A 13454-nucleotide genomic window follows, 5' to 3' on the forward strand; every position below is an offset into this window, starting at 1 on the left:
TTTTGTTTAATTGGTTTTTTGGTTTGCTTGTTTGATTTTGGCAAGCATCGCTTGTAACAATGCTTGCAATAATTGAAATTCTTTGATATCCAATTGCAAGCGACCAAACAAACGAGCAATCCGCCAAGGCATGGTTTTTGGCTGACGGCTGTCATACAAACTTAATTGAGCCAGTACTGCCAAAAAATCATCTTCAAGTTGTTGTTTTTGTGCATGATTAATGGCAGGCTCGTCCCAGTTTTGACGCAAGTTTAAGGTTAATTCATGTAAATTTACCGACTTGGCTGTTTTTAAGTTATCTGTTGGCAAGGTTTCTTCTGCCATGAATGTTTCTTCTGCCGTTTCATAAAGCACACTGGCAATCACCTGCACCGCCATTGCCACATTTAGCACGCTATAATTTGGATTGGCCGGAATTTGTATGTGATAATCTGCCAACTTAAGTTCATCATTGGTTAAGCCGCGGTCTTCACGCCCAAAAACAAACGCAATTTTATTTTGGTTGGCATGATCTGGATTATGGGCTTGCTGGGTATGATAAACAAAATGATTGATTATCAATTTGGCGGATAGGCGTGGCGTTAATACAGGCTTTGGCATATGACGTTGCCGACTGCTGGTAGCAAACACCCATTGACAATCAGCAATTGCATCTGTCAATGTATCGGCGTATTGACAATGATGTAAAATTGCTTGACCGCCTGCGGATAAGGCAAGGGCATCATCGTCTATCGGTTTTTTTGGTTTTACCAACACCAAATGACGCAAACCCATAGTGTGCATAGCACGAGCCACCGATCCAATATTGGCAGGCAAGGTGGTATTTACCATGATAATATAAATATTATCTAATAACTGTGTTAGCTTATTATTCACTGAATATTCGCATTTTGTCAAGGCTACTGGCTGTTGATTAATTGCTTAATGTCATTATTGACCGCTTGGGATTCGGCTTTAATTTCATGGATTAATTGCTGATGTTTGTGAATTTGACCACCGCGACAAATCTCTTGCAATTGGTAACACATTTCGGTTAAATGCGTCGCTCCAAGGTTTGAGCTTGCTCCTTTTAAACTGTGCGATGCCTCAAAACCCATGCGGTTATCGTCATTGTCAAAAGCCACTTGCATTTCTTCAAGACGTTGTTCACTGTCTGACATATAAGTGTTAATTAAATCTATAAAATCATCTTCCAATAAATCACGCAATTCCTCAAACTGGGCTTGACTGATGTGTTGACTGCTCATCAAAACTCTCCATAAATGATAATCATGCCAAAATAGCAAATTTAGATTATAACAAACTTTAGCAAAATCCTGTTATTAATTTTGTAAATGATTAATTTTGTCAATGAATAATGAATACTTGTTTTACCAACCCTTTTTACCAACCCTGTTAGCGTGTTAAACCTCGCTGGCTATTCATCAATGAATCAATAAATAATTGAACTTTTGGTTCTTGTGCCAACAATGGTTGCAATTGATCAATTGCTGCTTGTTTTACCAACCCTGAACGATAGATGATCTTATAGGCTTCTTTTAAAATATCAATGGTTTTGACTGGCCAATCTCTGCGTTTCATGCCCTCTACATTTAGACCGTGGCTTTTGGCAGGGTTGCCTGATACCATATTAAACGCCCCAACATCTTTTAAAATCAAACTTGCCCCACCGATCATGCTAAAATCATCAATGCGACAAAACTGGTGAATGCCACAATTGCCACCCACAACCACATGATTGCCAATCACCACATGCCCTGCAATGCCAACATTATTGGCAAGGATATTGTCATCGCCAATTTGACAATCATGGGCAATGTGTGTGTTTACCATGAATAAGTTGCGATTGCCAATTTTGGTTAAGCCTTTGTCCTGTGCTGTGCCACGATGTAAGCTGCAGGCCTCGCGAATGCGATTGTCGCAACCAATCTCAAGCCAAGTTTCTTCACCTTGATATTTTAGATCTTGACAATCTTCACCAATACTGGCAAATTGAAAAATCTCATTACGCTCACCGATACGCGTATTTTTAGCGATTACCACATGTGAATGCAACACACTATCCGCTCCAATGCTAACAGCATGACCAATCACGCAAAACGCACCAATTTTAACAGATGGGTGAATGTTTGCACTGGGATCAATGATTGCCGTTGGGTGAATGTGCATGGATTTTCCTTAAACTTAAAAATTTGTCATTATAGCAGTTTGATAAAAGTTTGCCAAACTTACCATTGGTAAATTTAATCTTTGCCATATTGACGGTGCTGCTCACTTAGGATAATCTCAGCACTCACAGCCAACTCCCCTGCTACTTCTGCACTGGCTGCAAATTTATACACCCCACTTCTTGCCATGGTTTTTTGTGTGCGCAGCACCAACTGATCACCTGGAATAACAAGGCGTCTAAAACGCACTTTATCCACGCCTGCAAACAAATACAAAATCCCATCTTTGGGTTTCATGTTTTTACTGATAAATTGCAACACTCCTGATGCCTGTGCCAAAGCCTCAACCATCAAAACCCCAGGCATAATAGGCTCTTCTGGAAAATGTCCATTAAAAAACGGCTCGTTAATGGATACGTTTTTAATCGCAGTAAGCCACTCATCAGGCCGACAGGCGGTTACGCGATCAAGGAGCAAAAATGGGTATCGGTGTGGTAAATAATCACGCAATGCCATACTATTAATGGGCAAGGTGATTTTACGTTCTGTTAAAGCGGTTAAATCGTGCTCGGTTAATAACGCACTATCCATATATCTTCCTTTTTAAAAATTGTTGGTAAATTAAAATTGTTGGTAAAATGGCTGAATTTATACGATAGGCAACCAAAATTAAAATTAATTAAAATTAAAATTAATTTTTAACCAACTGTTTGATTTTAATTGCCATTTTTTTCCAAATTGCCGTTGGTAGCATTGGTGTACCTGATGAGTAACTGCCTGGGGTTTTGATGCTTTTGGTTACCATCGTCATACCGGTGATTGTTACATCATCGCAAATTTCAATATGTCCAACCAAGCCTACACCGCCTGCCAACACGCATCGTTTGCCAATTTTACTACTGCCTGCAATGCCAACACAACCAGCAATGACCGTGCCATCACCAATTTTTACATTGTGAGCGATTTGCACCAAATTATCAATCATCACATGGTTGCCAATCACCGTATCACCCAAGGCCCCACGATCCACGCAAGTTTGACTGCCAATGCGAACATGATCGCCAATCACCACGCGCCCAAGCTGATGAATTTTTTGCCAACCAACCAAGGCCGTATCGCCTTTTGGAGCGTAACCAAAACCATCATTGCCAATACTGGCATGACTGTGTAGCACAACAAAATCACCAAGTTGACACTGATACGCCACAAAACTGTGTGATTTTAACTGACAATGTTGCCCCAAGCACGCAAAATCCGCCACCACCACATGACTGTCCAAGGTGCAATTATCACCAATTATCGCATGCTCACCAATCACGCAAAACGCTCCAATGGTTACATTACGTCCAATTGTGGCGGTTTTGGCAATGCTTGCTGTTGGGTGAATGACAAAGGGTTTATCAACATTTGGCCAATAAGCAAAAAACTGCGTTAATTTGGCAAACGCAAGGTATGGATTTGCCACCACAATTGCCAAGGTTGCATTTGGACAAATTGACTGTAGATCTTGTGGCAACAATACCGCCCCTGCGTTGGTTTTATCCAACTGGGCTTGATATTTTGGATTTGCCAAAAATGCCAATTCATCAGCATTGGCATCTTGTAAAGGTGCAATGCCTCTTAAGCAAAAATTTGGCTTGTTAGCAACAAAATTTAGCACAACATCGGTGTTTTTTACCACAGTTTGCGGATCGTCTGCCAAATGATCGATAAGCGCTGTTAAAGTTAATTGTGTCATTTTAAGCGTTTTAGCCAACTTTAACCAAATTTAGCATTACTTAACTTGTTGGTTTAACGCGTGAGTAACATCGTCTGTAATGTCAAATTCAGCTTTAACAAAACTTACCGTTTCTGTTGTATTGTCAAGCAACACATCAATGTTTTTTTGTTTTATCAAATTTTGCATAATTGATTGCATTTTTGGGCTAACTTTGTCTAAAATTTCTTTTTGACTGGTTGCGATGGTTTGGCGGATTTGAGATGACACTTGTTCATAATTTTTCATATTGGTGTCAATTTGTTTGGCAATGCTTGCCTTTTGCTTGTCATCTGCACTTTGATATTGTTGTTGCAAACGCTCCAAATTGGTTTCGTAAGTTTTGATTTGCTGTTGTTTGGGTGCAAGGGTTTTTTGCGTGGCGGTGATTTTGCTTTTGGCAAAATTGGTATTGGCAATTGCTTCTTCTGAATTCCATACCGCCACCGTATTGGCAACAACTGTATTGGCAAAACCTACGCTAAGCGTAATTAAAGTCAATAATAAAGATTTTTTCATAATCAGCCCTTTTTAGTATAAAAAATAAACCAAATATTAATTTTAGGCAATTAATTTTTGGACATTAGGTTAATATTAAATTAATTGGTGTTAATTAATTGGTGTTAATGATTTGGGTTTAGCCAAATTGGGTTGTAAATCACACCGTTTGGAATGCCGTATTGATTTGGATTAATGCTAATGACATTGCCTTTGGTGTTAATGGTTAAGGCGGTTTTGGTTGAGTAAATGTAATGCATGCCATTTGGTGAAATGCTCGGTGCTTCGCTTCCAGATGCTTGTATTGATTTTACCGAACCTGTGCTAAAATCACGCACCACGCCGTTATTTGTCCCTGACAAATAGCTCATTTTTTTGCCATCGTTACTGATACGAGCCATGCTGTTTAGACCACCACTGGTTAATTGTTGCATTTGTCTGTTGGCTAAATTGTAACGAAAAATCTGCCCGCGGTTATTGCCATACCGATCAGATGTAAACACAAATGATTTGCCATCTGGCGACCAACTTGGGTATATTTCTGGTGCAGGACTGTTGGTTAGGCGACGTGGGTTACTGCCATTGGCATCGGCAAGATAAATATCAAGGTTGCCCTCTTTATCACTGCTAAACAAAAGCTGGTTGCCATCTGGTGAAATTGCCCCGCCCAGGTTATTGGCCTTATACGGTGTTACCAAATTTACCTGGCCGTTAATATCGGCGACATAAATCACAGGATAGCCGTTATATTGCTGTTCTTCAAAAGTGAATTGTTTGCCATTGGCAGATGGGTTTAGCGCCTTGATGTTGCCTTTTACCGTGCGAATGATCTGTGGATTATAACCATCAACGTCCGATACAACCAAATATGAAACTGCGTGTTTGCCAAAACCTTGTTTGACAACATAAGCAATTTTACCAGCAAAATCACCCTTAACCCCTGTGATTAATTCTAACACTTTATCGGCAATTTTTGCACTGGTAAAACGCAAGTCTTGGTTGTTATTTTTGCTTTTTTCACGATGTACACCGCCTAACACTTGCCCTGTTTTTACATTAATCACCTCAAAGTTAATCTCAACATGATCGCGATTGGTTTTGCTGTTACCAACCACCACATACGGTACTTTATTGGCTCGCCATAACTCTAAATGCACCTCGCCACTGCTGTGAGGTTTTTCAGGCAAACTGTCGCTTCCGGCCATTTGTCCGATATTGGTCAAGTAATTTTCTACCACATCAGATACGCTGTTTGCTCCTATAAATGGCACAATTGCAATTTGTGTTACAGAACGCGGAGCGGTTTTGACAATGGTGGCTTCGGCGGCGTAGGCTTGTGGCAAAAAGGTCATGATACCCATAAAACCAAGTTTAACCAAACACATTGTCAAGCGTTTGTTGGCAAAAGATTGAGCAACTTGCATAACTATCTTCTATTTTTAAAAAATTGTGAAAAATAATAGCATAATTTTTGTTAATAAAAAAGTGGATCGCGACTTTTTGGGCGGTTTTATTAACAATTTTCTATGGATAATGATGGTTTAAGTTTTTGTAAAAATCTTTTTTTATGTTAAAATGAGTGAATTTTGATAAGCACAAATTTTGCAGGCAGATAAATGACTGACAACAGTAGCCAAAACCTACAAAACCAACCCCTTGAATTAGATGCCTTAAAAACCAAAGCATTAGACAGACGTTTATCCATTGCCAAAGCATCGCTCAATATTGGCAGGCGTTGGGCAACCAACAGTGCATTTGGTGTGTTTAAATCCAAAGAACAAAAACAGCTTGCCAAACAAGCCTTTATGAAAGAACAGGCTCAATATTTGGCAAACGAATTGGGTAAACTGAAAGGATCGGTGGTAAAAATTGGACAAATGTTGGCTTTGTACGGTGAACATTTTCTACCGCCTGAAATTACCGAGGCGTTACAAACCTTAAACAGCAATACTGCAACTTTTTCGTGGCGGATTATTGAAAGTGCGTTGCGTCATGAACTTGGTGAAAAAATTCATGATTTTGACATTGATCCCATGCCAATTGGCACAGCAAGTCTTGCCCAAGTACACCGTGCAACTTTAAAACCCACAGGGGAGCAAGTGGTTTTAAAGGTTCAATATCCAAATATTGCCGATGCGGTAGATAGCGATCTTGATTTATTCCGTCAATTGCTTAAAGTAACCAATGCCGTACCACAAACGCGTCAATTAGATGATTGGTTTGAGGAAATTCGTGATTTGTTGCACCATGAAGTCAATTATTTGTTGGAGGCAAAAACCACCGAAATGTTTTATGAGCGGCTAAGCGGTGATGATCGCTATGTTGTGCCACGCATTATCAATGAATATAGCACAAGTCGCGTATTGTGTATGACATTTGAAGAAGGCTTATCAATTGGTGATGAACGCATACTTGCATTGCCAGAATCGCGACGCTGTCGTATCGGACAGGCATCCATTGAGATTATGTTGCAAGAAATTTTTGCATGGGGCGATATGCAAACCGATCCAAATTTTGGCAACTATCTGATACGCACCATTGAACAACAAACTGATACCAAGCTAAGTGATACCAAGCTAAGCGATCAACCGGTCGATCAACTGGTATTGTTGGATTTTGGGGCGATTCGCCAGTTTGATACAACCTTGTTAAACATTGCCAAGCGGTTTTTGTTGGCAGGGTTTTATCACGATCGCAAACAAATGTACGAAGCACTTAACGATGCAGGCGAGCATTATGATTTTTTTGCCACCATGAACGAACAAGTTAAGCACGATATGGTTGAATTGTTTTTATTGGCAAGCGAACCGTTTAGCTTGCCAAGCCATAATCCAACCATACCAAAACATTGCTTAGACAATGAGGGCAATTATATTTGGGCAAAAAGTGATTTGCACAACCGCGTGATTGGTTTGGCAACCAAATCCGCAAGTTCCAAAGCCTTTAGCATACCACCAAAAGAATTTATGTTTATTAGCCGAAAATTTATCGGAGCTTATACTTTTATGACGGTATTAAATGCCAAAACATCTGCAGAAAAATTAATACAGCCTTTTATACTTGTTTAATTAAACTTAATAAACTTAATAAAGACACATAAAATAAAAAAAGTGGGTTAATATAGCTATTAGCCCACTTTTTTATTTTTATTAAACAATTCTTAACCAAGCAATTTTTAAAAATTAACGGAAAACCATACCGCCATCTGTAACCATGGTTTGTCCTGTGATATAATTGGCATCATCTGATGCTAAAAACGCCACTAAATTAGCCACATCATTGGGTTCTTGTGGACGACCAACCAAAATATTTTGCGTAAATTCATTCCATGCTTGTTTTGGTTTATAGCCTTTGTGTTCAACAAAAGCTTGATCAATACGCTCCCACATTGGCGTATCAGCAACGCCCGGACAATAAGCATTGACACGAATGTTGTGTTTTGCCAATTCTTTGGCGGTTGAATGCGTGAACGAACGCACCGCGTGTTTTGATGCCGAATACAAACTCAACATTTCATAAGATTCATGCCCTGCAATACTACACGCATTGATGATCTTACCAACACTATTGTTGTCTTGTTCATGTTGTTTTTGCATTTGTTCAGCCGCTGCTTGTGTGCCAAAAATCACGCCTTTCACATTAATATCAAGCACGCGATCAATTTCTTTTTCTTCAATTTCTAAGAAAGGCTCAACCGATTCTACACCTGCATTATTAACAAACACATCAACGCGACCAAAAGCCTCAACAGCTTGTTTTACAAGGTTAAATTGATCATCGCGTTTTGATGCATCGCCAACAACACCGATATAACGATAACCTGCTTTATCAAATTCTGCTTTTGCTTTGTTAAGATTTTCTTCATTAATGTCATGCAAAACCACGCTAAAACCATCTTTGGCAAGACGTGTGGCAATTGCATTGCCAAGACCTACCGCTGAACCTGTAACAATTGCAACTTTTTGATTGGTATTTTTATCCGACATGGTATGTCCTCTTTTTTTGTATTTAAATAGTTTTTGTATTTAAACAGTTTTGGAGTTAAAGTTTGATGTAAAAAATTATCATAAAATCGTTGGAAATTGTGTTAAACCAAAACCAACAATTTTATTATAATTTGTTCACCTAAATGACGTATATTTATTCTGTTGGTTGTGTGTGAATTTATGTTAACAATGTTGCTATTAACCGTTGCTATTTAATCTACTATTTAATAATGCCATTGCCACAGGCTTTCATGCGATCACTGATGTTTTGAAAAGTTTTATTGGTGCGGATATCTTTGCCTGATTTTACCCAATCGTCCAGTTCGTTTTTTTGTTTTTGGGTGATTTTTGCTTGTTCTTTTACCACACAGCCACATACTTTTTGGGCGGATTTATTGTCGGTAATTTTTTTCTCAGTCATTTGAGCCACGCACGCATTGATTTGAGCATGATTGACATCAGTACTGGCATTGGCAAGATTTGGCAATATGATACTTGGTAGTGTCAAACTTGTGCTTAATAAGATCGTCGCAAAAGTCGGTTTTTTCATACAATTTCCTATGGGTTTTATCAAATTTAAACAAATAATTTTTTAAAGCTGTTATTTTATTAATAACATATTTTATTGATAACAAGTTGGATCGTCTATTTCAGCTTGTAAAAAACCTTGCTGGCGTAAATAACAACTGTCGCACTTGCCACACGCCAAACCATCACGATTTGCCTGATAGCACGATACGGTCAAACCATAATCCACACCAAGTGATACGCCCAATTTGATGATCTCTGCTTTACTTAAATGCAACAAAGGCGTTGCAATTGTGAGATGATTTCCCATAACCCCTGCTTTGGTAGCAAGATTTGCCATTTTTGCAAACGCATCAATATATTCAGGACGACAGTCAGGATAGCCTGAATAATCCACAGCGTTTACGCCGATGACAATGGTATTTGCTTTGGTTACCTCAGCAACCGCCAGTGCATACGATAAAAAAATCGTATTGCGGGCAGGCACGTAAGTTATTGGAATGTTGGCATTGTTTTGATGGTTGCTAAAATCTGCTGTTTTGTCTGCATTTGGAATATGTAGGTTTTGATCGGTTAGAGCCGATCCACCCAGCTGGGCTAAATCAATGCCAATCACGCGATGATCCACACTGGCAATTTTGGCAATGTTTTTGGCTGCGTTAAGTTCACTATTGTGGCGTTGACCATAATCAAAACTTACCGCGGTTACATGGTTAAAATTGGCTTTTGCCCAGTACAAACACGTAACAGAATCAAGACCACCTGATAGCAAAACAACGGCGTTTTGGTTGTTATTAGGCTTGGCAGTTGTGGGTATAAAATTTTGTGGTTTATTCATAAGTTATTGATACAGTGGTTATTGATATAGTGGTTATTGATACAGTTTTCTGCAGTTTTTATTTTATGCAGCAATTTTAGCAAAAATACTTTTAGCAAAAAATACTTGCTATTATTGGCAAGTTTTTTTTACAATGTTTTTACAATTTATCATGTTTGTTTTTCAATGTTTGATTATTTTAGCAAATATTATTAAATTTTTCTAATGTTTTAACATTAATATTGTTTTTAATATGTCTTTGAGTAAATATTATGTCTTATTATTTTGGGTTTTTGCCATCTACAAGCTTGTCTGATACCATTGACGATGCTTATGCCTTAATCAAGAATAACCGCGGTGAGCGTTACGATGTCTACCGCGATAAAATCACACATTTAATCAATCAAGAATTGCTTGATATCATGCTTGTCAAATTGATCGAAAGTTTGCCTGACAACTCCGAACGCAAGCAACATTTGATTAAAGTCAGTCATACCATTGAAGCGACAACCGATAAATTGATTAATACAGTTTTAAGCCCCACTACAAATGATTTGGTATTGCCAAGTTTTGAGTTTTTGGATAAAAATGTGCTAAAAACCGACTTAGAGGGCAAATTACGCATTAGCGTGCCCTTGTCTGATGCTTTGGCAACCCAACTGTTGGCAAGTTTTGACAATGTACAACAAGGCAATGGCAAGCATGAAGTGGAAAATTTAACGCGTTTGTTTGATGAATTAACCAAGGCTTGTTTGCAGCATTTTTTACTGGATTTTAGCAAAACACTGCCACTAAGCAGGCTAAAACGCGGTGCAATACCGATTGCCGATAGCGTTATTAACAAAGCGTTGTCATTGGCATTGCATCGCTTAATTCCACAACTGCCAACAGAATCACTTGCCAAATTTACCTCTTATTATCAGCCGTTGATTTTTGAAAGCCACAATTGACAAACGGATAACACTAATAAACTGCAATTTTGTCAAAAATATCAAAAATAAGACAAAAAATGTGTTAAAATAGCCAATTTTTTCAAATGCACTTTTTAAAGGCAAAAAATAGGTGATGTATGAGCCAACTTAGCAACCAACAAATTGAAGAAGCCCTACGCAACTCTGAATGTCTGATTAGCAGTATTGAGGTGGCGGCCGCTTATGAACGTCTTGCAGCCAGTGTTAATCTACACTACGCTGGGCAAAATCCGATTGTCATGGTGGTCATGAACGGTGGCTTGATTCCTGCCGGGCAACTGTTGACCCAATTTACGTTTTATCATCGCATGTATTATATTCATGCCACGCGTTATCGCAACAACGCTGGCACAAGTGAACTTGAGTGGAAATTTAAACCCGATGTGTCGGTGATGGGCGAAGATATTTTGTTGATTGACGATATTTTTGATGAGGGCATTACGTTAAAAGCGGTGGTTGATGAACTAAAAAAAGAAAACCCAAAATCCATCAAAACTTGTGTGCTGCTGAACAAATTACACGATCGTAAAGTGGCGGATTTTGATGTAGATTTTGTTGGTGTTGATGTTGCTGATCGCTATGTGTACGGCTGTGGTATGGATTATCATGGTTATTTGCGTCATATGCCGGGTATTTATGCAATTAAAGAGTGATTTTAATAAAAAGTGATTGTTAAAATCGGTTAATGTTTAAAAAGTGGGTGATGACCCACTTTACTATTTTTACTTTTACCAAACCATTTATCAAAACTGTAATGCCAACCCTGTATGGCGATGTGATTTTTGTTGCAGCGAGGCTGTTAGGCTTTGTTGTTCGCTTACCAAAATTACATCTTGTTTGCTGCGCGTAACCGCTGTATAAATCAACTCTTGGCTTAACAAACGCTGATGTGATTTTCCAACGCACACCGCCACACAATCAAACTCCGATCCTTGTGATTTATGAATGGTCATTGCGTAGGCAGGCTCGCACACACTTGGGCTAAGCTGATTGATCGCAACCAATTTATCAGCAAAACATACCATAAGCGATTCTTTGATCCATAAGCAAATGCCAATATCCCCATTAAACAAACCTAAATGATAATCATTGGTATTAATCATAATTGGTAAACCGTGATAAAAATAATAATTATGATTAACAAGCCCTGTTTTTTGCAAAAAGATTTTTTTTAGTTGTTCGTTTAACATCTGTTTGCCTAAAATACCGTGATTGCCCGCGGTTAAAATGCGATATTGATTAAACGTCGCAAACAATTTTTTGCAATTGGTATCAAATTCATCTGTGTCTATATTTACACTATCCATATTAGTGGTTTTTTGCCAATGATTTAATAAATCAAAAAATGGCTGATACGGCTGTGATAATACTTGATATAGTGTATCTGGTTGTTTAAAGGTATCTGCTTGTAATAAAGCAATTTTTTCAGGGTTTGTTACTTGTAGAGTATTGGTAATTTCTAGCAAATTATCAATGTTACAAGGCTTGGCGTGGTTTAGTGCGTATTGAATGGGTTTTGCCAATTTGCCAACTTTTGAGTTATCATCAAATCGCTGAGTTTCACTAAGTTCTGTACGAAATGTTTGTAAAGCTGGAATTTTGCACAAATCTGCCAATACCGATCCTGCGTCCACTGCTGACAATTGATTGGCATCGCCAAGCAAAATCAACCGTCCTGTTGGTTTAATCGCATCCACAAGCTGACTTGCAAGCTCAAGCCCAAGCATAGATGCTTCATCAACAATCACCAAGTCATCAGGCAAGTGGTTGTTTTTGTGATAACGTGGCGTGCCGTGCTGTCCGATACCGAGCAATCGGTGCAAGGTTTTGGCATTTTCCAGGTTAATTTTTTCACCTTTTAAACTGTTTTGGAGCGACTCTTGCATTCTTTGAGCGGCCTTGCCTGTTGGAGCGGTTAAGGCAATGGATAGTGGCTGTGAGTGCGTGTGTTGCAAGCGTTTTACCAACTCCGCTACGGTAAAAGTTTTACCCGTTCCAGGCCCACCGGTAATAATACTAAACGCATAACGACTTGCCTTGTCAATTGCCTGTTGTTGTAAGGCATTGGGGGTTTTAACTGGACTTGAATCTGTATCTGTTAAATCAAGCGGTTTTATTTTTTGTGTTTTGGTTTTTTGTGTTTTGGTTTCATTTGTAAGCTGTGCTTGGCGTTTTGTCATTGCCAACAGTTGCATTGCCAGTTGATATTCAGCAAACCACTGGCGCTGTAACCAAAAAACCCACTGATTCGCCTGACGATATGCCACAATTGGCGTGTTAATCGGTGAGGGCGTATGGGTTAACTGGGTTAACTGGGTTAACCAACCATCGTTTTGCCAATTTTGTAACTTTTTTTCATCATGTTTTTTTTCATCATGTTCGGCATGTTGGCTGTGTAAGGTCAAAATCGTATCCCCATTTGCCAGTGCATTGTCCAATAAACCAAACAATTGTTGAATAGTTCTTAAATCAGATAACCGATGAATGCTTTCGGTGGGCTTATTTTCATCAAAATTTTCTAAACCTGACTGATTGTTTGGGTTTTTATGGTTAATAGCGTTTTTTGCTTGAGTCAAATTGGGGTTTAAAAGTTGTTTTTGTTGTTTGCGCAGTGCAATAAAATCGGCAATTTTATCTAAATTTAACAAGTTGTTTTTGTTGTTTGACAAGTTTTTTGACAAGTGTTTTGATGAATTGTGCATAATGTTTCCTAATTGGGTTTTCATGGGT

14 protein-coding genes are annotated in these 13454 nt (G+C 38.7%); 3 read left to right on the forward strand and 11 right to left on the reverse strand.

Annotated features, from left to right (window positions below; genetic code table 11):
- Positions 1–6 precede the first annotated feature (6 nt).
- The 7 genes from MOMA_RS07175 to MOMA_RS07205 all read right to left on the reverse strand — a co-directional run bounded on the left by MOMA_RS07175 (position 7) and on the right by MOMA_RS07205 (position 5846).
- Positions 7–876 (reverse strand): RNA methyltransferase, encoded by an 870-nt coding sequence (locus tag MOMA_RS07175; protein WP_009501856.1) that lies wholly within the window; start codon positions 874–876, stop codon positions 7–9.
- Between the two features lie 23 nt (positions 877–899).
- Entirely contained in the window at positions 900–1247 is a 348-nt protein-coding gene (locus MOMA_RS07180; RefSeq protein ID WP_009501857.1) for an Hpt domain-containing protein, read from the reverse strand.
- A 148-nt stretch (positions 1248–1395) separates the two neighbouring features.
- The gene (gene lpxA, locus MOMA_RS07185; protein WP_009501858.1) at positions 1396–2169 is read right to left on the reverse strand and encodes an acyl-ACP--UDP-N-acetylglucosamine O-acyltransferase; all 774 of its coding nucleotides are present in this window, start codon (positions 2167–2169) and stop codon (positions 1396–1398) included.
- A gap of 74 nt (positions 2170–2243) precedes the next feature.
- Positions 2244–2759 carry a 3-hydroxyacyl-ACP dehydratase FabZ gene (gene fabZ, locus MOMA_RS07190; protein ID WP_009501859.1) on the reverse strand — a complete coding sequence of 172 codons (516 nt, stop codon included), beginning with the start codon at positions 2757–2759 and terminating at the stop codon, positions 2244–2246.
- Positions 2760–2859: 100 nt separating this feature from the next.
- Complete coding sequence (gene lpxD / locus MOMA_RS07195; protein WP_009501860.1) at positions 2860–3906, reverse strand: UDP-3-O-(3-hydroxymyristoyl)glucosamine N-acyltransferase; 1047 nt, start codon at positions 3904–3906, stop codon at positions 2860–2862.
- Between the two features lie 36 nt (positions 3907–3942).
- The gene (locus MOMA_RS07200; protein ID WP_009501861.1) at positions 3943–4443 is read right to left on the reverse strand and encodes an OmpH family outer membrane protein; all 501 of its coding nucleotides are present in this window, start codon (positions 4441–4443) and stop codon (positions 3943–3945) included.
- Between the two features lie 104 nt (positions 4444–4547).
- A complete protein-coding gene (locus MOMA_RS07205; protein ID WP_009501862.1) occupies positions 4548–5846 on the reverse strand; it encodes a PD40 domain-containing protein in 1299 nt (432 codons plus the stop codon).
- Positions 5847–6038: 192 nt separating this feature from the next.
- Between MOMA_RS07205 and MOMA_RS07210 the strand changes: the two genes are divergently transcribed.
- Positions 6039–7490, forward strand: a complete 1452-nt coding sequence (locus tag MOMA_RS07210) for an ABC1 kinase family protein (protein WP_009501863.1) — start codon at positions 6039–6041, stop codon at positions 7488–7490.
- A gap of 114 nt (positions 7491–7604) precedes the next feature.
- On the opposite strand, the gene MOMA_RS07215 is transcribed toward MOMA_RS07210, so the two are convergent.
- The 3 genes from MOMA_RS07215 to queC form a co-directional block, all read right to left on the reverse strand.
- Positions 7605–8408 carry an acetoin reductase gene (locus tag MOMA_RS07215; protein WP_009501864.1) on the reverse strand — a complete coding sequence of 268 codons (804 nt, stop codon included), beginning with the start codon at positions 8406–8408 and terminating at the stop codon, positions 7605–7607.
- Between the two features lie 220 nt (positions 8409–8628).
- The gene (locus tag MOMA_RS07220) at positions 8629–8958 is read right to left on the reverse strand and encodes a hypothetical protein (protein ID WP_009501865.1); all 330 of its coding nucleotides are present in this window, start codon (positions 8956–8958) and stop codon (positions 8629–8631) included.
- A gap of 72 nt (positions 8959–9030) precedes the next feature.
- Positions 9031–9774 carry a 7-cyano-7-deazaguanine synthase QueC gene (gene queC, locus MOMA_RS07225; RefSeq protein WP_009501866.1) on the reverse strand — a complete coding sequence of 248 codons (744 nt, stop codon included), beginning with the start codon at positions 9772–9774 and terminating at the stop codon, positions 9031–9033.
- A 251-nt stretch (positions 9775–10025) separates the two neighbouring features.
- On the opposite strand from queC, the gene MOMA_RS07230 reads away from it, so the two are divergent.
- Both MOMA_RS07230 and MOMA_RS07235 read left to right on the forward strand, forming a co-directional pair.
- Positions 10026–10703, forward strand: coding sequence for a hypothetical protein (locus MOMA_RS07230; RefSeq protein ID WP_009501867.1), 678 nt, complete (start codon positions 10026–10028; stop codon positions 10701–10703).
- A 119-nt stretch (positions 10704–10822) separates the two neighbouring features.
- Positions 10823–11377: a hypoxanthine-guanine phosphoribosyltransferase gene (locus tag MOMA_RS07235; protein ID WP_009501868.1), complete on the forward strand. Its 555-nt coding sequence runs from the start codon at positions 10823–10825 to the stop codon at positions 11375–11377.
- Between the two features lie 90 nt (positions 11378–11467).
- Here MOMA_RS07235 and recD read toward each other — a convergent pair whose 3' ends face one another.
- Complete coding sequence (recD, locus tag MOMA_RS07240; protein ID WP_009501869.1) at positions 11468–13426, reverse strand: exodeoxyribonuclease V subunit alpha; 1959 nt, start codon at positions 13424–13426, stop codon at positions 11468–11470.
- Between the last annotated feature and the right edge of the window lie 28 nt (positions 13427–13454).

The sequence above is a fragment of the Moraxella macacae 0408225 genome (genome assembly GCF_000320365.1).
Taxonomy (GTDB): domain Bacteria; phylum Pseudomonadota; class Gammaproteobacteria; order Pseudomonadales; family Moraxellaceae; genus Faucicola; species Faucicola macacae.

Coding starts and splice junctions, on each gene's coding strand:
- MOMA_RS07180 (WP_009501857.1), bottom strand. CDS start 1,247: ATGAGCAGTCAACACATCAGTCAAGCCCAGTTTGAGGAATTGCGTGAT.
- lpxA (WP_009501858.1), bottom strand. CDS start 2,169: ATGCACATTCACCCAACGGCAATCATTGATCCCAGTGCAAACATTCAC.
- fabZ (WP_009501859.1), bottom strand. CDS start 2,759: ATGGATAGTGCGTTATTAACCGAGCACGATTTAACCGCTTTAACAGAA.
- lpxD (WP_009501860.1), bottom strand. CDS start 3,906: ATGACACAATTAACTTTAACAGCGCTTATCGATCATTTGGCAGACGAT.
- MOMA_RS07200 (WP_009501861.1), bottom strand. CDS start 4,443: ATGAAAAAATCTTTATTATTGACTTTAATTACGCTTAGCGTAGGTTTT.
- MOMA_RS07205 (WP_009501862.1), bottom strand. CDS start 5,846: ATGCAAGTTGCTCAATCTTTTGCCAACAAACGCTTGACAATGTGTTTG.
- MOMA_RS07210 (WP_009501863.1), top strand. CDS start 6,039: ATGACTGACAACAGTAGCCAAAACCTACAAAACCAACCCCTTGAATTA.
- MOMA_RS07215 (WP_009501864.1), bottom strand. CDS start 8,408: ATGTCGGATAAAAATACCAATCAAAAAGTTGCAATTGTTACAGGTTCA.
- MOMA_RS07220 (WP_009501865.1), bottom strand. CDS start 8,958: ATGAAAAAACCGACTTTTGCGACGATCTTATTAAGCACAAGTTTGACA.
- queC (WP_009501866.1), bottom strand. CDS start 9,774: ATGAATAAACCACAAAATTTTATACCCACAACTGCCAAGCCTAATAAC.
- MOMA_RS07230 (WP_009501867.1), top strand. CDS start 10,026: ATGTCTTATTATTTTGGGTTTTTGCCATCTACAAGCTTGTCTGATACC.
- MOMA_RS07235 (WP_009501868.1), top strand. CDS start 10,823: ATGAGCCAACTTAGCAACCAACAAATTGAAGAAGCCCTACGCAACTCT.
- recD (WP_009501869.1), bottom strand. CDS start 13,426: ATGCACAATTCATCAAAACACTTGTCAAAAAACTTGTCAAACAACAAA.